The following is a 19,490-nucleotide window of genomic DNA, read 5'->3' as shown; positions in this document are numbered from 1 at the left end:
GGCGTTCACCGCCGGGCCGCCCGTCGCGGAACCGTCAGTGGGGGAGTGTCGCCGGGCTGCCGCCGTTCGCCTCGTAGCCCGCGACCGCCAGCGCCCGGTAGACCGCGAACTCCGCCGCCGGGTCGGGGGAGAGGGTCCAGGGCAGGGCACCGACGTGGCCGTCGATGAGTATCAGCTGGTTCATCGCCTCGGCCCAGCGCTCGCCGCGGACCAGGAAGAAGACCAGCAGATGGCGGACGTGCGCCTGCATCGGGTCGCCCTGGCGGGCCGAGTGGACCGCGTGCAGGGCGCCGTGGACCGCCTTGGTGACGACCTCGCTCTGGTAGAAGCCCCTGACCAGGTTGACCTCGGGGAGATGCTCGAAGACCGCGAAGAGCGGCATCGCCGCGAGGAGCGAGCCCTTCGGGGCGCGGGCCGCCGCCGCCTCCGCGAAGGAGTACGCCAGGTCGCGGGAGCCGTGCCACTTCTCGCACCAGTAGTGCAGGGCGGCCAGGTGCGCGCCCATGTGGTCCGGGGCGCGGTCGAGGATCTTCAGCCAGAGCTGCTCGAAGTCCTCGCGCGGGTAGGCGAGCCCGCGGGCGACCGAGAGCTCGACGATGTACGGGATCGGGTCACCGGGGGCGAGCAGCGCCGCCTCACCGCAGGCCGCCTTCGCCTCCTCCATGATGATCCGGAAGTCGTCCGTGCCCGGCGTCGCCGTCCGCCACGCCTGCTGCACCAGGAACTCGGCGTGCACCGCCGCGCCGCCCGCGTCCTTGGGGGCCTCGGCCCGCCACACCCGCAGCCACTGCCCGCCCGGCGTCTCGCCGACGCCACCGGGCCGCTGCCGCAGCTCCAGCGACGCGGCGCCCGCGAAGGCCTGCACCCGCTGCCAGCGCCGCTCACCCTCCGCCTCCGTACCGGCGAGGAGCTGCTGCGCGCCCCGGTAGTCCTGCGTGCGCTGCACCAGGTCCAGGACGTCCAGCAGGTCCTGGTCGGGGCCGGGCATGCGGATGTCCAGCTCCTCCTCGCGCGCGAAGCCGTAGTTCGCGGGGTCCGCCGCGTCCGGGTGGCCGGCGGGTACCAGACCGACCGCGCTCCGTCGGCGCCGCAGAACGGGGAGCAGCACCACAGCCAGCATGGCCAGTGCCATCAGGACCCAGAGAATCTCCATGTCTCAAGCGAACCAGACCGCGCCGACAATTGGCCAACCTGTCCCCCCGCCCTGTGGAAAACGCGCGGAGTCGTCCGCGCCGCTACCCTCGGTGCCCATGAGCGACAGGCACATCAGTCAGCACTTCGAGACGCTCGCGATTCACGCGGGCAACACCGCCGATCCCCAGACGGGCGCCGTCGTCCCGCCGATCTATCAGGTGTCGACCTACAAGCAGGACGGCGTCGGCGGGCTGCGCGGCGGATACGAGTACAGCCGCAGCGCGAACCCGACCCGTACGGCCCTGGAGGACAACCTCGCCGCCCTGGAGGGCGGCCGTCGCGGCCTCGCGTTCGCGTCCGGACTGGCGGCCGAGGACTGCCTGTTGCGTACGCTGCTGCGTCCCGGCGACCACGTGGTGATCCCCAACGACGCGTACGGCGGTACCTTCCGGCTCTTCGCCAAGGTCGCCACCCGGTGGGGCGTGGAATGGTCCGTGGCCGACTCGAGCGACCCCGCCGCCGTGCGGGCCGCGCTGACGCCGAAGACCAAGGCCGTCTGGGTGGAGACGCCCTCCAACCCGCTGCTCGGCATCACCGACATCGCCGCCGTGGCCCAGGTCGCCCGGGACGCCGGGGCCCGGCTCGTCGTCGACAACACCTTCGCCACGCCGTACCTCCAGCAGCCGCTGGCGCTCGGTGCGGACGTCGTCGTGCACTCCCTGACCAAGTACATGGGCGGCCACTCCGACGTCGTCGGCGGCGCGCTGATCGTGGGCGACCGGGAGCTGGGGGAGGAGCTGGCGTTCCACCAGAACGCCATGGGCGCCATCGCCGGGCCCTTCGACTCCTGGCTGGTGCTGCGCGGCACCAAGACGCTCGCGGTGCGCATGGACCGGCACAGCGAGAACGCCACCAAGGTCGCCGAGATGCTCTCCCGGCACGCGCGCGTGACAAGCGTTCTGTACCCGGGGCTGCCGGAGCACCCCGGGCACGAGGTCGCCGCCAAGCAGATGAAGGCGTTCGGCGGCATGGTGTCGTTCCGCGTCGAGGGCGGCGAGGAGGCGGCGGTCGAGGTCTGCAACCGCGCGAAGGTGTTCACGCTGGGTGAGTCCCTGGGCGGTGTGGAGTCGCTGATCGAGCACCCCGGCCGGATGACGCACGCGTCCGCCGCCGGTTCGGCCCTGGAGGTGCCCGCCGACCTCGTGCGTCTCTCGGTCGGTATCGAGAACGTCGACGACCTGCTCGCGGACCTCCAGCAGGCCCTCGGCTAGTCCGACAGCCCGACAGCCCGACAGCCCGACGAGCGGGGTGGGCTCACCAGCCCTCCCAGCCCGTCATGGGTGGGGTCGTCTCCGACGGCGGCTCCACCCAGGGCTGGACGGTCAGCGCCCACACCGTGAACGCCACGGCGGCGGCGCACAGCACCAGCCACATCAGGCGGCGGGCGGCGGTCCTGCGCCGCAGCATGCGGCCGCCGCGGCGCACCGCGTCCGCGTACAGCTCGGGCGGCACCCGGGGCGGCGACTGCTCCATGATCCGCCGTGCGGCGGCCTCTCGCTGGGGGCGGTTCACCGGCGCCTCCCGGTCCCCCACGCGCGCGTGCCCGTGCTGCACGCGGGTGCGCCCGTGCTGCACGCGCGCGTGCCCGTCGTCCCGGCGGCCGTCGTATCGAGTGCCGCGCCCTTCATGGCGTCGCCGCCTTCGCTTCCGCCGCCACCGGGCGGGCCGGTTGCGCGGGCGGGTGCAGCAGGGTGGCCGTCGCACGGTCGCAGATCGTCCGTACGCGTTCCGCGGGCAGGCCCAGCAGGGCGGCCGCCTGTTCCTCGGCGACGCCCTCGTAGAGCCTGAGCACCAGGATCAGGCGTTCCTGCGGGGTGAGCCCGCGCAGGGGGCCGGCGGCGTGCCTGCGGGCCCGGCCGATTCCGCCGCCGTACCGGTGCCAGGCCTCGCGGGCGAAACGGGTGGCCAGGTACTGGCGGGCCCGGTCGTACGGGTCCTCCCCGTGCAGTCGGTCCCAGCACGCGTACGTGTGGGCGAGGGACAGGGCCAGCAGGCGCCGCGCGCGCGGGTTGTCGCCCGGTGGCTCGGCCGTGAGCAGGGTGGCGGCATGCAGCAGCCGCCCTGCCGCGCCCGCGACGAACGCCTCGAACTCCCGGGCCCGGCGGGCACTGTGGAATGCCTGCCGTTCTCGCACCGCGCCTCCCGCCCAGAGGGCGACGACCCCTGAGTCTCGTACGACGACCCCTGGGTCTCATATCAGGCCAGGGGTGGCCCGCCGGTCAAGAGTTCGGTGCGAACCGCCGCGGAAAGGCGGTGGAGGGTGGCTCAGGAGGCCGACGACGACTCCGGGCCCGCCACGCCCGACGGGGCCATACGGGCGGACAGGGCGCCGTTGAAGCGCGCGAGGAGCGCGCAGAACGCCTCGCGCTCCTCCGGTGCCCAGTCGTGGGTCAGTTCGGCCATGAGCTGACGCCGGGAGGACCGGACCTCTTCCAGCCGCGACACGCCGCGCGGGGACAGCTGGAGCACGACCGCGCGCCCGTCCTCGGGGTGCGAGGTCCGCTTGACGAGTCCGGTGTCGACGAGCGGTGCCACCTGCCGGGTGACCGTCGAGGAGTCGATTCCCATGCTCGCGGCGAGCGCCTTGACGCCCATCGGGCCCTCTTTGTCGAGGCGGTTGAGCAGCAGGTATGCGGCGCGGTCCATGGAGTTGCGCACCTGCCCGACCCCGCCGAGCCGGGTCTGTTCGGCACGACGGGCGAAGAGTGCCACCTCGTGCTGGAGCGTCTCGAGAAGACCGGTGTCACCGGCGGTCGTCATGTCCATCGACATTTCAGGTGTTGTGGGCATGGCCGGGGGCTCACTTCGTGGAGGGCTGCTAATTGGGGGACAGGGTACGCGGCCGGGCGGCGAGGCGTACCGGCGCTGCGCAAAGCGGGTCTCGGAGGTTGGTCACAACGGTCCCGGGCGCCCGTGAACTGCGATGCTGGAGGCATGAGCTACAGCACGGCCTCCCTTGTCGGACCCGTCACCCTCGACGACGTGCGCGGTGCCCAGAAGATGCTCTCGGGTGTGGCGCGGGTGACGGCGATGGAGGGCAGCAGGCACCTGTCCCAGCTGGTCGGCGCGCCGGTGCACCTCAAGTGCGAGAACCTCCAGCGGACGGGCTCGTTCAAGCTGCGCGGCGCCTACGTCCGCATCGCCGGGCTGCTGCCCGAGCAGCGGGCCGCCGGTGTGGTCGCGGCGAGCGCGGGCAACCACGCGCAGGGGGTGGCGCTGGCGTCGTCACTGCTCGGGGTGCGCTCGACGGTGTTCATGCCGAAGGGCGCCCCGCTGCCGAAGATCAGCGCGACCCGGGACTACGGCGCCGAGGTGCGGCTGCAAGGTCAGGTGGTCGACGAGACGCTGGCCGCCGCGCAGGAGTACGCGGAGCGGACCGGCGCGGTGTTCATTCACCCCTTCGACCACCCGGACGTCATCGCGGGCCAGGGCACGGTCGGGCTGGAGATCCTGGAGCAGTGCCCCGAGGTGCGGACCGTCGTGGTCGGTATCGGCGGGGGCGGGCTGGCGGCCGGGATCGCGGTCGCGGTGAAGGCGCTGCGGCCGGACGTGCGGATCGTGGGCGTCCAGGCGGAGGGCGCGGCGGCGTATCCGCCGTCACTTGCGGCGGGGCGCCCGGTGGCCGTCGAGCATCCGGCGACGATGGCCGACGGCATCAAGGTGGGGCGGCCCGGTGACGTGCCGTTCGGGATCGTCGGCGAGCTGGTGGACGAGGTCCGTACGGTCTCCGAGGACGAGCTGTCCACCGCGCTGCTGCTGTGCCTGGAGCGGGCCAAGCTGGTCGTGGAGCCGGCCGGGGCGTCTCCGGTGGCGGCGTTGCTGAGTGAGCCCGGTGCCTTCGAGGGACCGGTGGTGGCGGTGCTGTCCGGCGGCAACGTGGACCCGGTGCTGATGCAGGGCGTGCTGCGGCACGGCATGGCCGCGCAGGGCCGCTACCTGGCGGTCCGGCTGCGTCTGACGGACCGTCCCGGCGCCCTCGCCACGCTTCTCGGGGTGTTGTCAGTGGTCGACGCTAACGTCCTCGATGTGAGCCACGTCCGGACCGATCCGCGGCTCGGGCTCACGGAGGCGGAGGTCGAGCTGCACCTGGAGACGAAGGGCCCGGAGCACTGCGCCGAGGTCGGCCGGGCGCTGCGGGAGGCGGGCTATCCCGTCATCGGCTGACCCGTCATCGACTTGGGTCACTCGTTCGAGCAATTCCATTGTGAGACGCGATACATCGCGTTATGGTGTGTCGTAATTCGCTCGCTGCGCCGAGCGAAACGTACAAACCTAGGCTTTCCGACGAATCCCCGACGACGTGGAGACTCATATGCCAGGCGCCATCTATGCCGAAGGCCTGGTGAAAACCTTCGGCGACGTAAGGGCTCTGGACGGCGTCGACCTCGACGTTCCCGAAGGCACGGTCCTGGGCCTGCTCGGGCCGAACGGCGCGGGCAAGACGACCGCCGTCCGCTGCCTCACGACCCTGCTGCGTCCCGACAGCGGCAAGGCGGTCGTCGCGGGCATCGACGTGCTCAAACAGCCCAACGAGGTACGGCGGTCGATCGGCCTCTCCGGCCAGTTCGCGGCCGTCGACGAATACCTGACCGGCCGGGAGAACCTCCAGATGGTCGGTCAGCTCTACCAGATGAGAGCCAAGGCCGCGAAGGCCCGGGCCGGCGAGCTGCTCGAACAGTTCCACCTCGCGGACGCCGCCGACCGCCCGACGAAGACCTACTCGGGAGGCATGCGCCGCCGGCTCGACCTGGCGGCCGCCCTGGTCGTCTCCCCGCCCGTCATGTTCATGGACGAGCCGACGACCGGCCTCGACCCGCGCAACCGCCAGGAGCTGTGGGAGGTCATCAAACAGCTGGTCGCCGGCGGGACGACCCTGCTGCTGACCACCCAGTACCTGGAGGAGGCCGACCACCTCGCGCACGACATCGCGGTCGTCGACCACGGCCGCGTCATCGCCCGCGGCACCTCCGACCAGCTCAAGGCCCGCACCGGCGGAGAGCGCGTCGAGGTCGTGGTCCACGAGCGCGAGCACATGGCGACGGCCGCCGAGGTGCTCGGAGGGTTCGGCAAGGGCTCGACCACCGTCGAGGAGCACACCCGCAAGCTCACCGTCCCCGTCACCGGCGGCGCCAAGCTGCTCGCCGAGGTCATCCGGGAACTCGACACCCGCGGTATCGAGATCGACGACATCGGCCTGCGCCGCCCCACCCTCGACGACGTCTTCCTCTCCCTCACCGGCCATGTGGCCGAGGTGAAGGAGAACGGCCTCGCGGCCGACGCCGGCCGCGAGGACGAGGACGCCGGCCACAAGGGCGCATTCCACAAAGACGAGCAGGAGGCCGCCAAGTGAGCGCCGCCACCGACGCCGCTCGAGCCGCGGCGCCCACGAACCCCCTCGGCCAGTCCGTCCGGGACTCCCTGGTCATCGCCCGCAGGAACCTGATCCGGATGACCAGGATCCCCGAGATGTTGCTGTTCGGGGTCATCCAGCCGGTCATGTTCGTCGTCCTGTTCACCTACGTCTTCGGTGGCTCCATCAGCATCGGCGGCTCCACCGACCCGCAGCTGTACAAAGAGTTCCTGATGGCCGGGATCTTCGCGCAGACCGTCACCTTCGCCACGGCCGGCGCGGGCGCGGGCATCGCGGACGACATGCACAAGGGGCTGATCGACCGCTTCAGGTCGCTGCCGATGGCACGGGGGGCCGTCCTCACCGGACGTACGCTCGCCGACCTCGTGCAGACCACCCTCACGATCCTCGTGCTCGCGGGAGTCGCCCTGATCGTCGGCTGGCGCGCCCACGAGAACATCGGCAAGGTTCTCTGCGGCTTCCTGCTCCTGCTCCTGCTCGGCTACGCCTTCTCCTGGATCGGAGCCCTGATCGGCCTGTCCGTGCGGACCCCGGAGGCGGCGACCTCGGGCGGGCTGATCTGGCTGTTCCCCCTGACGTTCATCTCGAACGCCTTCGTGCCGGTCACCGGTATGCCGACGTTCCTCCAGCACGTTGCCGAGTGGAACCCCTTCAGCGCGACGGTGGCGGGTGCCCGTGAACTCTTCGGGAACACGATGCCGGGCGTCCCGAAGACGGTCACAGGTGCGTGGCCGATGGAGCACCCGATCTGGGCGTCGCTGATCTGGTCCGTGCTAATCATCGCTGTCTTTCGCACGCTGGCCGTGCGGAAGTACCGGTCGGCGGCAGGATGAGTGCAAATTTGGACCGGCGCCCGGCGTGAAACAGAGGAACAACACGAGGCCCAGAGCTGGCTTGGCATGCTCTGGGCCTCGTGTTGTGGGCGACGTCAGCAGAACAGCTTGTACGGCGTGCTGCCCGTCCACCTGGTCTTCCCGTCGTAGACCACAGCGGCATACGTGGTCATGTTGCCGCACGCTGGCTTCGGAGCGGACACTCTGTGGGTGCCAGCGTTGAGCGACTTGCAGCCGGACGCGACCGTTCGGGTGCCGTCGACCATGATCGTGGTTCCCTTCAGGTCGGGCAGCCACCGCCGGATCGTCTCCGCGACCTCGTCCGCGTTCAGGCCCTCGGGGACGTTGGCCGTGAAGCTCACGGCGTTGTCGGCGTACTCGTTCTGGTAAAGCGCCTGGAAGGCGAGGAGCTGGTCAAGGCTCAGAGTGTCCTGCGACCTCACGATCTTGGGGTCCACGCCCAACGCTTCGATCTTGGCGACGAGCTTGTCCTTCGTTGGGATCGTCACGACGAGAGTGTTGCCGTTCCGGTCGTAGATGCACTTTTCCACGTGGTAGCCCTGGGCCATAAAGCCCTCGGCCTGGGCGACCCCTTCGAGTCAGGGCATCGAGAAGCGGATGCGCCGGTTGAAGGTGCGGGCGTGGATGGCGTGGCCGCCCTGGGTGACGCCCGGCATCGTGCCGGTCGGCGCCATCGTCCTACTCGCGGGTCTGCTCGCGGACCGTGTCAGCGCCACGGTGCAGGCCTGCCGGGAGCTGTTCGGCAACCCGGGCGTCGTGCCGTGCGACGCCTGGCCGATGCGGCATCCCGTCTGGGCCTCGGTGATCTGGTCCGTTCTGATCATCGCGGTCTTCCGGACCCTGGCGGTGCGCAAGTACCGCTCGGCCGCCACATGACGACGAGCCCCCGGCGTCACCGGGACGCCGGGGGCTCGTCAACGACAGACGGCCGGGTGTACTACCGGCCGGGGGAGGGAGCCTGGTCAGCCGTTGTAGGGCTCGGCCTTGAGGATCTTCACGGACGCCGGCTTGCCGTTGGGCAGCTCGTACTGCGCGTCCTCGCCGACCTTGTGGCCCATGACGCCCGAGCCCAGCGGGGACTGCGGCGAGTAGGTCTCGATGTCCGAGCTCGCGTACTCGCGCGAGGCGAGCAGGAAGGTCAGCGTGTCGTCCTCGTCACCGTCGAAGGCGATCGTGACGACCATGCCGGGCGCCACCGCGCCGTCCGCGGCCGGAGCCTCACCGACCTTGGCGCTCTCCAGCAGCTGGGTCAGCTGGCGCACGCGGAGCTCCTGCTTGCCCTGCTCCTCCTTGGCCGCGTGGTACCCGCCGTTCTCGCGCAGGTCCCCCTCCTCACGGGCCGCGGCGATCTTGGCAGAGATCTCGGTGCGCGCAGGACCAGTAAGGTATTCAAGCTCCTCCTTGAGCTTGTTGTACGCCTCCTGGGTCAGCCAGGTGACGTTCTCGCTGGTCTGGGTCACGGGTGCTCCTCGTTGGTACTGGGAATACAAATCAACGCCCTACCCAGAAGGATGTTCCTTCACGGAAGGGCGAAACCACGAGCCTAACAATTCAGTGGCCAAAGGGGGAGGACATAAGCCACCAGATTCATGTCACCGCAGGTCAGCGCCCATGTATTCGCGCCGACCGGGCTCTGCGGGATCAGTCCGCGTGGCAGCCGAGCAGCTCGGCCGTCGTACCGGCGGCCTTGGTCCGCAGGGTGACGACCTTGTCGATGCGCGTGGAGTCCCCGTCGAAGCGGAAGTCGGCCCGGCCCACCTCGTCGCCGTCCTCCGCCTGGGAGCGCACCGTGCAGTAGCCGGCGACACCGGCGTCCTTGCGGACCTCCAGGTGAACCTGCACCGAGTCCTCGGCGAGCTCGAACCCGATCAACTCGCCGCTGATCTTGTTCTGTCCGACGTAGTGGTAGCCGAACCAGCCGATCACGGCGAGCAGGACGGCACCGAGCACGGCACCGACGATCTTGAGCGTGCGGTCGGCCCGTTCGTCCGAGGAGCGGCCGTACCGGCTCTCGGGCGTCTGCGTGCTCGCCGTACTCATGATCGTCCTCTCGGCAGGAGCGGGACGGGCGTGTCCCGAAAGGGGCCCCCGGCACCCGGTCTTCCCGGGCTCCGGAATTATTCGGCTCCCGATTCGGTCACTATAGAAGCCGCCGATTGCGCCGACGCACACGGGCGCCGACTGACCGAGGATTGAGTCTTGACTGACCAGCTGCGATTGATGGCCGTGCACGCCCACCCCGACGACGAGTCGAGCAAGGGCGCGGCCACCATGGCGAAGTACGTGTCCGAGGGGGTGGACGTGCTGGTGGTGACCTGCACGGGCGGGGAGCGCGGCTCCATCCTCAACCCCAAGCTCCAGGGCGACGCGTACATCGAGGAGAACATCCACGAGGTGCGCAAGAAGGAGATGGACGAGGCCCGGGAGATCCTGGGCGTGGGGCAGGAGTGGCTCGGCTTCGTCGACTCCGGCCTGCCCGAGGGCGACCCGCTGCCGCCGCTGCCGGAGGGCTGCTTCGCCCTGGAGGACGTCGACAAGGCGGCCGGTGAGCTGGTGCGGAAGATCCGCTCCTTCCGTCCCCAGGTGATCACCACCTACGACGAGAACGGCGGCTATCCGCACCCCGACCACATCATGACCCACAAGATCACCATGGTGGCCTTCGAGGGCGCGGCCGACACCGAGAAGTACCCGGAGAGCGAGTACGGGACGGCGTACCAGCCGCAGAAGGTGTACTACAACCAGGGCTTCAACCGCCCGCGCACCGAGGCGCTGCACAGCGCGCTGCTGGAGCGCGGCCTGGAGTCGCCCTACGGGGACTGGCTCAAGCGCTGGTCGGAGTTCGAGCGCAAGGAGCGCACGCTCACCACGCACGTGCCCTGCGCCGACTTCTTCGAGATCCGGGACAAGGCGCTGATCGCGCACGCCACGCAGATCGACCCCGACGGGGGCTGGTTCCGGGTGCCGATGGACATCCAGAAGGAGGTCTGGCCCACCGAGGAGTACGAGCTCGCGAAGTCCCTCGTGGATACCTCCCTCCCCGAGGACGACCTCTTCGCGGGCATCCGGGACAATGCCTGACATGAGTGCAAGCGCAAGCATGGCAATGACGCACCTCGTCACTCTCGCCGAACTCGACGAGGACAAGGTCACGCCCGGTGTCCTCGGGTTCATCGTCTTCGCGGTGATGGCCCTGGCGGTGTGGGGGCTGATGCGGTCCATGAGCCGGCACATGGGGAAGGTGGACTTCAAGGAGGCGCCGGACGCTGACGCGGAGGCGGAGGCCTCCGGCCGGGTGGGGCCGCGGAAGGGCTGACCCGGCCTCCCGGTGCCCGGCGCGGGTCTGAACGCCGGGTGGGTGACGCGGCCCGGCGTTGCGGGGTGCCGCTGCGCCCACCCGTGCCGCCCCAGCGGCACGACTGCCCGCAGCGGGGCGCGCGACTGCCCGCAGTGGGGCGGCGCGGCTGCCCGCAGTGGGGCGGCGCGGCTGCCCGCAGTGGGGCGGCGCGGCTGCCCGCGCCTAGGCGGTTGTCACCGCCACCCCCATCACCTCCCGGGCCTGGCGGTTCGGGACCATGCCCAGGTGCCAGGCCTGCCAGCCGGATTCCAGTTGGACGCCGCGTTCCAGGAGGAGCTGGTACGCCTCGATGTAGTCGTCCAGCTTGGCGTCCCGGGCCGGGTGGTGGGCGCGGGACAGCTGGGCGAGTTCCTCCTGCGCCACCGCCGTGCCGACCTCCACGCCGCCCGGAGCGGCGTACGGCAGGAGGGTGCAGCGCAGGAAGCGGGCCCAGTCGTCGCCCCGCCGGTCGCCGTACGCCGCGAAGAGTGCCGCCGCCTCGTCGCAGAGCGCCAGCGCCTGCGGCGTACGGGCGTTGCCCGCGTCCACCACCGCCAGCTCCAGGCAGGTCCACGCCTCGCCGTGGCCGACGCCGATGCGCTGGAAGTCCGCGCGGGCGTCGACCAGGAGCTGCCGGGCGAAGCCGGAGTTGCGGAGCGAGCCGGTCTGGGCGGCGCGCTGGTCGCGGGTGACCCGCGCCGAGTGGTGCCGGGCGCAGGCCAGGCCGTACACGTCGCGCATCCGGGAGAACATCGTGCGGGAGCGTTCCAGCGCACGCACCGACTGGTCCAGGGCGCCCGTGTCCTCCAGCGCATGGCCCAGGTAGTAGATGCTCCACGCCTTGCCGCGCGCGTCCTCGTTCTCGCGGTGCCGGGTCGCCGCCTGCCGCAGCTCCTCCACCGCCGCGGACACGTCACCGTCCATCAGCCGGGCCCGCGCCAGCTGGGTCAGTGCCCACGCCTCGCCGCGGGCGTCCTGGGTGCGGCCGTACAGCGCCAGGGCCGTGCGCAGGTCCGTCTCCGCGCGCGGTACGTCGCCCATGCGCAGGTGCAGCTGGCCGAGCTGGAAGTGGGCCCACGCCTGGCCGTGCACCGACTCGCCCGCGCGGTGCAGCACCAGTGACTCCGTGAGCAGGTCCAGGGCCTCCGCCAGCCGGGCCCGGTCGCGCTGCACCGCCGCCAGCGCGTGCAGTGTCCAGGCCCGGTCCGTGTCCAGCTCGGGCGAGGCCTGGAGGTCCAGCGCCTCCCGCAGTTTCGCCGCCGCCTCGGTCAGGTTGCCCTGGTGGTGCAGCGTGATGCCCAGCGAGCACAGCGCGCGGGCCGCCCCCGCGTCGTGGTGGGCCTCCATGTACAGGTCGACCACGGAGGTGAGCGTCGTCCGCGCCTTGTCCAGCTCGCCGAGCTGCCGGGCCGCGATACCGGTACGCCACTGCACCGAACGCACCAGCAGCCCCTGGTCCACGGACTGCGCCAGCTCGCTGATCTCACCCAGCCGGTAGAGGTCGCCGCGCAGCAGGCAGTAGTCGCACAGCGCGCCCAGCAGGTTCAGCACCGCGCCCTGGTCGACGCCCTCCGCGTGTCTGAGCGTCGCCGTGATGAAGCTCGACTCGTCGTCCAGCCAGCGCAGTGCCTCGTCCAGGGACGTGAAGCCGTAGCTGCCGAACTGGTTCGAGCGGGTCGACATGTTGCCGTCGACCAGGCGCAGTACCGAGTCGGCCAGCTCGGCGTAGTTGGCGATCAGCCGTTCCTGCGCCGCCGTCCGCTCGGCCGGCTCCTCCTCGTCGGCGAGCCGGGCCCGGGCGAAGGCGCGCACCACGTCGTGCAGCCGGTAGCGGCTGCCCCGGACGTGGTCGAGCAGACCCGCGCGCGACAGCGCCGCCAGCTGCCGCGTCGCCTCCGTCTCGTCCGTGGCCAGCAGCGCGGCGGCGGCAGCGGCCCCCAGCGAGGTGCGGCCGGCCAGCGCCAGCCGGCGCAGCAGCCGCCGGGCCGGCTCCGGCTGGTCGGTGTAGCGCAGCCACAGCGCCCGTTCGACCGGCTCCACCGGCCCGTAGGCGCCCAGGTCGGTCGCCAGGGCGCGGGCGGAGCGCGGTCCCAGCGACGACCCCGCCACCCGCAGCGCCAGCGGCAGGCCGCCGCACAGCTGCCGGATCCCGTCGGTGGACTCGGCGTCGTAGGGCCCCGACGCGTCCTGGGCGGCCGCCCCCAGCAGTTCCTCCGCGCCCGCCGCGTCCAGTGCCTCGACCGGGAGGTCGTACACCCGGGCGGGCAGGTCGGGCGGCAGCCGGAGTGCCTCCCGTGCGGTGACCAGCACCAGGCTGTCCGACCGCTCCGGCACCAGCGTGCGTACCTGCTCGGCGTCCGAGGCGTCGTCCAGGACCACGGTGACCGGGACGCCCGTCAGGTGCTGGTGGTACAGCTCGCTGAGCCGCTTGACCTGCTGGTCCGCCGAGGACCGCTCGCGGAACAGCAGTTGCTCGCGGGGCGCGCCGAGCCGGTTCAGCAGATGCAGCAGGGCGTCCCGCGTGCTCAGCGGCGACTCGTCGCCCGACGCGGGACCGTCCCCGCGCAGATCGACCACGCACGCCCCGCGGAAGTAGTCCCGCAGCTCATGGGCGGCACGCACCGCGAGCGTCGTACGGCCGCTGCCGGGCACCCCGTGCAGCACGACCACCGTCGGCTTCGTCTCCGTGCTCGCGCGGGCCGCCTGCACCCACTGCCGCAGCCGCGCCATCTCCTGTCGCCGGCCCGCGAAGGTGCCCTCCGGCTCCGGGAGGTGGGCGAACGACTGTTCCAGCGCGCTGCGTCCCCGGGCCGCGGCGCTCTTGTCGGCGCCCCGCAGCTTCGGCCCGGTCTTCTTCGGCCCGGTGGACGCGGCGAGCATCCGCTGCTGGTCCAGGAACGGCCGGATGCCGCGTACCTCCAGCGCCGTCAGCCACTGCAACCGCAGCTGCTCGGGCCCGCCGGGCTGGCTGACGGCCCCGGCGCGGTGGTGGACGGCCGGTACGTGCGAGCCGACGACCTTCACCACGGTCGCCGCGGCGCCGACGACCCCGACGGTGACTCCCGCGCCCACCGCCGTGCCCGTGCCGGTGCCGAGCGCCATGTCGGCCACCACCGCGGCGACCGCCGCCACGGCGGCCACCAGCAGGGGAGTGCCGGCGCCCTCGCGGGCGTAGCGCTGCCGGAAGGTGAGCTGGCCGGCCGCCGCCTCGTCGAGGGCGCGGGTGTAGGCCTCGTACTCCTCGGCGGCCGTGCCCGCCATCGCGTCCAGCGACCCGCGCGCCCGGGACAGCAGCACGTTCCCGTCCGTGCGCCCGCCCGAGCGCCGTACCTCCTCCTCCACGGCCCGCCTCAGTAGCCGCTCGGCCTCCGACCGATGACTGTCCCGCATGTCGCGCCCCCTCCGGCGGCATCGGTGTCACCCGGGCGTCCCCAGACCTCGCTGGGTCTCTCCCGGCCCATCCCCGGGTCCTTCCCCAGTTGTGCCTCGGTCAAGTGTCCTGCGATGGGGAGACCCTGGGGAGGGGTCGGCCTCCAGGGTCTCCCCCACAGGCCCGGGACAGTCGACGAATTCCCCTCTTGACCCCGGTGACCGCGGCCACTAATTTGCGAAGGAAGTACACCCATGACTACCGAGAGGAGGCGACCGCCGGATGTACACCAACTCCGATCTGGGTCGCCTCGCCCGCCGCACGGTGTGGGTCTCGGGCCGGGTCGCGCACGGCTGCTGAGCACGCCGTCCTGCTGTGCCCGTAAGCGGCACATCTCGCGTTTCCCCTTCACCACTTCACGGCATGCCCCTGTCGCGTGCCGATGTGCGCTCGCTTCTCCTGTGCGGCGCGTCCGAACACAGAAAGCTGCCTGAAATTGGCGAACACGATGAATCGACCCGTCCCGAGTCGAAATGAAGGTCTGTCATGGTAGCGGCACGGATCACGGTCAACGGTGAAGAGACGCCGATCGCACCGGCCGCACCGCACACCACGGTGCTGGACTTCCTGCGCGACCGCGGCCTCACCGGCACCAAGGAGGGTTGTGCCGAGGGTGAATGCGGCGCCTGCTCGATCCTCGTGGCCCGCCCCGGGGTGAACAAGCCCACCGACTGGGTGCCGGTCAACGCCTGCCTGGTTCCGGTCGCGGCGCTCGACGGTCAGGAGGTCGTCACCTCCGAAGGTCTCGCCACCGCCGGCGGGCCGGGCACGCCGCCCACCCTGCACCCGGTGCAGGAGGAGATGGCGGTCCGCGGCGGCTCCCAGTGCGGCTACTGCACGCCGGGTTTCGTCTGCAGCATGGCCGCCGAGTACTACCGGCCCGACCGCTGCGCGCACGCGGCCGTCGGCGCTGACGACTCCGTCGACACCGACGTCGAGCACGGCCCGAACGGCTTCGATCTGCACGCCCTCAGCGGAAACCTGTGCCGCTGCACCGGTTACCGCCCGATCCGCGACGCGGCCTTCGCCGTCGGCACGCCCACCGACGAGGACCCGCTGGCGCGGCGTCGTGAGCAGTCCCCGCCCGCGCCGGTCGCCACCGAATACCACCAGGACGACCGCGAGTTCCTGCGGAAGAGCACCCTGGCCGAGACGCTGCGGTTGCTGCGCGAGCGGCCGGACGCGGTGGTGGTCGCCGGAAGCACCGACTGGGGCGTCGAGGTCAACATCCGCTCCCGCCGCGCGGATTGCGTCGTCGCCATCGACCGGCTGCCCGAACTGCGGGAACTGCGGACCGAGTCCGACCACATCGAGATCGGGGCGGCACTGACGCTCACCGAGATCGAGCGCCGCCTCGACGGTACGGTCCCGCTGCTGGGGGAGTTGTTCCCGCAGTTCGCGTCCCGGCTCATCCGCAACGGCGCGACCCTGGGCGGAAACCTGGGGACCGGCTCGCCCATCGGCGACAGTCCGCCGGTGCTGCTCGCGCTGGAGGCGTCGGTGGTGCTGGCCGGGGCCGACGGTGAGCGTGAGGTTCCGCTCGCGGACTACTTCACCGGCTACCGGCAGAGCGTGCGCCGCCCCGGCGAGCTGATCCGCGCGGTGCGTGTCCCGCTGCCGCTGTCGCCGGTCGCGGCCTTCCACAAGATCGCCAAGCGGCGCTTCGACGACATCTCCAGCGTGGCGGTCGCCTTCGCGCTCGACATCGAGTCGGGGGTCGTCCGCAAGGCGCGCATCGGTCTGGGCGGCGTGGCCGCCACTCCGGTCCGCGCGCTCGCCACCGAGGCGGCCCTGGAGGGCAGGCCGTGGGCGGCGGAGACCGTCGAGGCCGCGGCCGAGGTGCTGCGGGCCGAGGGCACGCCGATGAGCGATCACCGCGCCAGCGCCGACTACCGCTCCGCGATGCTCGGCCAGAGCCTGCTGAAGCTGTACGCACAGACCACCGAGGCGGTGCCGTCATGAGCCAGTTGTCCGAGCGTCCCGAAAAGCCCGTCGTCGGCGTCCCGATGCCGCACGAGAGCGCCGTCCAGCACGTCACCGGCACCGCGCTGTACACCGACGACCTGGTCCAGCGCACCAAGGACGTGCTGCACGCGTACCCCGTCCAGGTCATGAAGGCCCGCGGCCGGGTCACGGCACTGCGTACCGGGCCCGCGCTCGCCGTGCCGGGCGTGGTGCGTGTGCTGACCGGGGCCGACGTGCCCGGCGTCAACGACGCCGGCATGAAGCACGACGAACCGCTCTTCCCCGACGAGGTCATGTTCCACGGCCACGCGGTCGCCTGGGTGCTCGGCGAGACCCTGGAGGCGGCCCGGCTCGGTGCGGCGGCCGTGGAGGTGGAGCTGGAGGAGCTGCCTTCCCTGATCACGCTGCAGGACGCCATCGCGGCGGGCAGCTACCACGGCGCCCGGCCCGTCATGACCCACGGCGACACCGACGCCGGCTTCGCCGACTCCGCGCACGTGCTCACCGGCGAGTTCCAGTTCTCCGGTCAGGAGCACTTCTACCTGGAGACGCACGCGGCGCTCGCGCAGATCGACGAGAACGGGCAGGTGTTCATCCAGAGCAGCACCCAGCACCCGTCGGAGACCCAGGAGATCGTCTCCCACGTGCTCGGTGTGCCCTCCCACGAGGTGACCGTGCAGTGCCTGCGGATGGGCGGCGGGTTCGGCGGCAAGGAGATGCAGCCGCACGGCTTCGCGGCCGTCGCCGCGCTCGGCGCCAAGCTGACCGGGCGGCCGGTCCGGTTCCGGCTCAACCGGACCCAGGACCTGACCATGTCCGGCAAGCGGCACGGGTTCCACGCCACCTGGAAGATCGGCTTCGACGCCGAGGGCCGTATCCAGGCCCTGGACGCCACGCTGACCGCGGACGGCGGCTGGAGCCTGGACCTGTCCGAGCCGGTGCTGGCCCGGGCGCTGTGCCACATCGACAACACCTACTGGATTCCCAACGCGCGCGTCGCCGGTCGCATCGCCAAGACCAACACGGTCTCCAACACCGCCTTCCGCGGCTTCGGCGGACCGCAGGGCATGCTGGTGATCGAGGACATCCTGGGCCGCTGCGCGCCGCGGCTCGGCCTGGACCCCAGGGAGCTGCGGGAACGCAACTTCTACCGGCCGGGCCAGGGCCAGACGACACCGTACGGGCAGCCCGTCACGCAGCCCGAGCGGATCTCCGCCGTCTGGCAGCAGGTCCTGGACAGCGGCGGCGTCGCCGACCGCGAGCGCGAGATCGCCGCCTTCAACGCCGCGCACCCGCACACCAAGCGGGCCCTGGCGATCACCGGCGTCAAGTTCGGCATCTCGTTCAACCTCACCGCCTTCAACCAGGGCGGCGCGCTGGTGCTGATCTACAAGGACGGCTCCGTCCTGATCAACCACGGCGGCACCGAGATGGGCCAGGGCCTGCACACCAAGATGATGCAGGTGGCCGCGACCACGCTGGGCATCCCGCTGCACAAGGTGCGCCTCGCCCCGACGCGGACCGACAAGGTGCCCAACACCTCCGCCACCGCGGCCAGTTCCGGCGCGGACCTCAACGGTGGGGCGATCAAGAACGCCTGTGAGCAGCTGCGCGAGCGGCTGCTGCAGGTGGCGGCGAGCCGGCTGGGGTCGAACGCCTCGGACGTGCGCATCGTCGAGGGCGTCGCGCGCACCCTGGGCAGCGACGAGGAGCTGGCCTGGGACGACCTCGTGCGCACCGCGTACTTCCAGCGGGTGCAGCTGTCGGCGGCCGGCTACTACCGGACCGAGGGGCTGCACTGGGACGCGAAGAGTTTCCAGGGCTCGCCGTTCAAGTACTTCGCCATCGGCGCGGCCGCCGCCGAGGTCGAGGTGGACGGCTTCACCGGCGCGTACCGCCTGCGGCGGGTGGACATCGTGCACGACGTCGGCGACAGCCTCTCCCCGCTGATCGACATCGGTCAGGTCGAGGGCGGTTTCGTGCAGGGCGCGGGCTGGCTGACGCTCGAGGACCTGCGCTGGGACACCGGTGACGGTCCCCACCGCGGCCGGCTGCAGACCCAGGCGGCGAGCACGTACAAGCTGCCGAGCTTCTCGGAGATGCCCGAGGAGTTCAACGTCACGCTGCTGGAGAACGCCACCGAGGAGGGCGCGGTGTACGGGTCCAAGGCGGTGGGCGAGCCTCCGCTGATGCTGGCGTTCTCGGTGCGGGAGGCGTTGCGGCAGGCCGCCGCCGCCTTCGGGCCGAGTGGGGTCGGTGTCGAGTTGGCCTCGCCGGCGACGCCGGAGGCGGTGTACTGGGCGATCGAGTCGGCCCGCCGGGGCGCCGGCTCGCACAACGGCCGGGCCCGCGACGGGTCCGCCGCCGACGGCCACGCCGGAAACGGGCACGCCGACAGCGGAGTCCGGACCGACGCAGAAGTGCTGAGCGGTGCCTGACATGACATGGGTCGCCGCGGTCGCGCGGTTGCGGGCACGCCGGGAGGCCGGCGTGCTGGTGACCGTCGCGACCGTGCGCGGCCACGCCCCGCGCGACGCCGGTGCGAAACTCGTCGTGGGGCGGACCGGGACGTGGGGCTCCATCGGCGGCGGCAACGTCGAGGCCGTCGCGATCGACCGGGCCCGGGAGATGATCGCCGCGTCCAGGCCGGGACCGGAGCTGATCGACTTCGCCCTGAACGACAAGGTGACCAACCAGCACGGCGTGCAGTGCTGCGGCGGCACGGTCTCGGTACTGCTGGAACCGCTGCCGGTGGTACGGGCTGTGGCCGTCTTCGGCGTCGGGCACGTCGGGCTCGAGCTGGCGCGCGTCCTGGCCCGCCAGGACCTCGACCTCCACCTGGTCGACAACCGCTCCGACATGCTCACCGAGGAGCGGCTCGATGTGCTGGCGGACGCGGTGGCGCAGGTGCACGTGCATCACACGCCGCTGCTGCCCGAGGAGGTGCTGGACCGGTTGCCGCACGGCACCCACATCCTGATCATGACCCATGACCACGCCGAGGACGCCGCGCTGTGCGACGCCGCCCTGCGCACCACTCACCTCGGTTCCATCGGGCTGATCGGATCGGCGGCCAAGTGGGTGCGGTTCCGTAAGCGTCTGGCCACCGAGGGCGGTCATGACGAGGCCACCATCGACCGGATCAAGACCCCGATCGGGCTGGCCGACATCACCGGCAAGGAACCCGCGACGATCGCCGTGAGCGTCGCGGCGGATCTGCTGCGCACCTTCGAGACCGAGGGCGTCGACCCCGGACCGACACCTTCCGCACGCCGGTCCGACTGACGAAAGCACGACCACTGAGCCGCCGGCTCCCGCGAGGGAGCCTCTTCGTGGTGC

At 71.6% G+C, this 19,490-nt stretch carries 17 protein-coding genes and 1 pseudogene; 10 read left to right on the top strand and 8 right to left on the bottom strand.

Annotated elements, in window-relative coordinates; genetic code table 11:
* Nucleotides 1-34 precede the first annotated feature (34 nt).
* A complete protein-coding gene (locus RI578_RS14830) occupies nt 35-1,153 on the bottom strand; it encodes a hypothetical protein (RefSeq protein ID WP_310871543.1) in 1,119 nt (372 codons plus the stop codon).
* A gap of 97 nt (nt 1,154-1,250) precedes the next feature.
* Here RI578_RS14830 and RI578_RS14825 point away from each other — a divergent pair, with 97 nt between their 5' ends.
* Nucleotides 1,251-2,405 carry a cystathionine gamma-synthase gene (locus RI578_RS14825; protein WP_310871542.1) on the top strand — a complete coding sequence of 385 codons (1,155 nt, stop codon included), beginning with the start codon at nt 1,251-1,253 and terminating at the stop codon, nt 2,403-2,405.
* A 43-nt stretch (nt 2,406-2,448) separates the two neighbouring features.
* Here RI578_RS14825 and RI578_RS14820 read toward each other — a convergent pair whose 3' ends face one another.
* The 3 genes from RI578_RS14820 to RI578_RS14810 form a co-directional block, all read right to left on the bottom strand.
* Nucleotides 2,449-2,706, bottom strand: a complete 258-nt coding sequence (locus RI578_RS14820) for a hypothetical protein (RefSeq protein ID WP_310871541.1) — start codon at nt 2,704-2,706, stop codon at nt 2,449-2,451.
* 112 nt (nt 2,707-2,818) lie between these two features.
* Nucleotides 2,819-3,328: a sigma factor-like helix-turn-helix DNA-binding protein gene (locus tag RI578_RS14815; protein WP_310871540.1), complete on the bottom strand. Its 510-nt coding sequence runs from the start codon at nt 3,326-3,328 to the stop codon at nt 2,819-2,821.
* Nucleotides 3,329-3,459: 131 nt separating this feature from the next.
* Nucleotides 3,460-3,966: a MarR family transcriptional regulator gene (locus RI578_RS14810; RefSeq protein ID WP_310875765.1), complete on the bottom strand. Its 507-nt coding sequence runs from the start codon at nt 3,964-3,966 to the stop codon at nt 3,460-3,462.
* Nucleotides 3,967-4,128: 162 nt separating this feature from the next.
* Here RI578_RS14810 and ilvA point away from each other — a divergent pair, with 162 nt between their 5' ends.
* The 3 genes from ilvA (at nt 4,129) to RI578_RS14795 (ending at nt 7,398) form a co-directional block, all read left to right on the top strand.
* A complete protein-coding gene (ilvA, locus tag RI578_RS14805; RefSeq protein ID WP_310871539.1) occupies nt 4,129-5,358 on the top strand; it encodes a threonine ammonia-lyase in 1,230 nt (409 codons plus the stop codon).
* A gap of 148 nt (nt 5,359-5,506) precedes the next feature.
* Nucleotides 5,507-6,544, top strand: coding sequence for an ATP-binding cassette domain-containing protein (locus RI578_RS14800; protein WP_310871538.1), 1,038 nt, complete (start codon nt 5,507-5,509; stop codon nt 6,542-6,544).
* On the top strand, nt 6,541-7,398 hold the full coding sequence (locus RI578_RS14795; RefSeq protein ID WP_310871537.1) for an ABC transporter permease: 858 nt from the start codon (nt 6,541-6,543) through the stop codon (nt 7,396-7,398). The genes RI578_RS14800 and RI578_RS14795 overlap by 4 nt, the downstream gene beginning before the upstream one ends.
* Before the next feature lie 95 nt (nt 7,399-7,493).
* Here RI578_RS14795 and RI578_RS14790 read toward each other — a convergent pair whose 3' ends face one another.
* Nucleotides 7,494-7,907, bottom strand: a complete 414-nt coding sequence (locus tag RI578_RS14790) for a hypothetical protein (RefSeq protein ID WP_310871536.1) — start codon at nt 7,905-7,907, stop codon at nt 7,494-7,496.
* A gap of 220 nt (nt 7,908-8,127) precedes the next feature.
* Between RI578_RS14790 and RI578_RS14785 the strand changes: the two are divergent.
* A pseudogene (locus tag RI578_RS14785) lies at nt 8,128-8,295 on the top strand (ABC transporter permease); the annotation flags it as partial.
* Nucleotides 8,296-8,381: 86 nt separating this feature from the next.
* Here the strand turns inward: RI578_RS14785 and greA are convergent.
* Nucleotides 8,382-8,879 (bottom strand): transcription elongation factor GreA, encoded by a 498-nt coding sequence (gene greA, locus RI578_RS14780; RefSeq protein WP_055418146.1) that lies wholly within the window; start codon nt 8,877-8,879, stop codon nt 8,382-8,384.
* Between the two features lie 181 nt (nt 8,880-9,060).
* On the bottom strand, nt 9,061-9,459 hold the full coding sequence (locus RI578_RS14775) for a DUF4307 domain-containing protein (protein ID WP_310871535.1): 399 nt from the start codon (nt 9,457-9,459) through the stop codon (nt 9,061-9,063).
* 180 nt (nt 9,460-9,639) lie between these two features.
* Here RI578_RS14775 and mca point away from each other — a divergent pair, with 180 nt between their 5' ends.
* Both mca and RI578_RS14765 read left to right on the top strand, forming a co-directional pair.
* Entirely contained in the window at nt 9,640-10,500 is an 861-nt protein-coding gene (gene mca, locus RI578_RS14770) for a mycothiol conjugate amidase Mca (protein ID WP_310875764.1), read from the top strand.
* Nucleotides 10,493-10,735: a hypothetical protein gene (locus RI578_RS14765; protein ID WP_310871534.1), complete on the top strand. Its 243-nt coding sequence runs from the start codon at nt 10,493-10,495 to the stop codon at nt 10,733-10,735. Before mca ends, RI578_RS14765 begins: the two co-directional genes overlap by 8 nt.
* Before the next feature lie 204 nt (nt 10,736-10,939).
* Here the strand turns inward: RI578_RS14765 and RI578_RS14760 are convergent, their stop codons facing one another.
* The gene (locus RI578_RS14760; protein WP_310871533.1) at nt 10,940-14,146 is read right to left on the bottom strand and encodes a tetratricopeptide repeat protein; all 3,207 of its coding nucleotides are present in this window, start codon (nt 14,144-14,146) and stop codon (nt 10,940-10,942) included.
* 526 nt (nt 14,147-14,672) lie between these two features.
* Here RI578_RS14760 and RI578_RS14755 point away from each other — a divergent pair.
* The 3 genes from RI578_RS14755 to xdhC are packed head-to-tail and all read left to right on the top strand — an operon-like array spanning nt 14,673 to nt 19,436.
* Nucleotides 14,673-16,148, top strand: a complete 1,476-nt coding sequence (locus RI578_RS14755) for an FAD binding domain-containing protein (protein WP_310871532.1) — start codon at nt 14,673-14,675, stop codon at nt 16,146-16,148.
* On the top strand, nt 16,145-18,589 hold the full coding sequence (xdhB, locus tag RI578_RS14750) for a xanthine dehydrogenase molybdopterin binding subunit (RefSeq protein ID WP_310871531.1): 2,445 nt from the start codon (nt 16,145-16,147) through the stop codon (nt 18,587-18,589). Before RI578_RS14755 ends, xdhB begins: the two co-directional genes overlap by 4 nt.
* 1 nt (nt 18,590) lies before the next feature.
* Nucleotides 18,591-19,436 carry a xanthine dehydrogenase accessory protein XdhC gene (xdhC, locus tag RI578_RS14745; protein ID WP_310871530.1) on the top strand — a complete coding sequence of 282 codons (846 nt, stop codon included), beginning with the start codon at nt 18,591-18,593 and terminating at the stop codon, nt 19,434-19,436.
* Nucleotides 19,437-19,490: the final 54 nt, after the last annotated feature.

Origin of the sequence: Streptomyces sp. BB1-1-1, from assembly GCF_031597775.1 — a bacterium.
In the GTDB taxonomy this organism is placed as follows: domain Bacteria; phylum Actinomycetota; class Actinomycetes; order Streptomycetales; family Streptomycetaceae; genus Streptomyces; species Streptomyces thinghirensis.
Note: the sequence above shows the minus strand (reverse complement) of the source record. Positions and strands in the feature narration are given on the sequence as shown.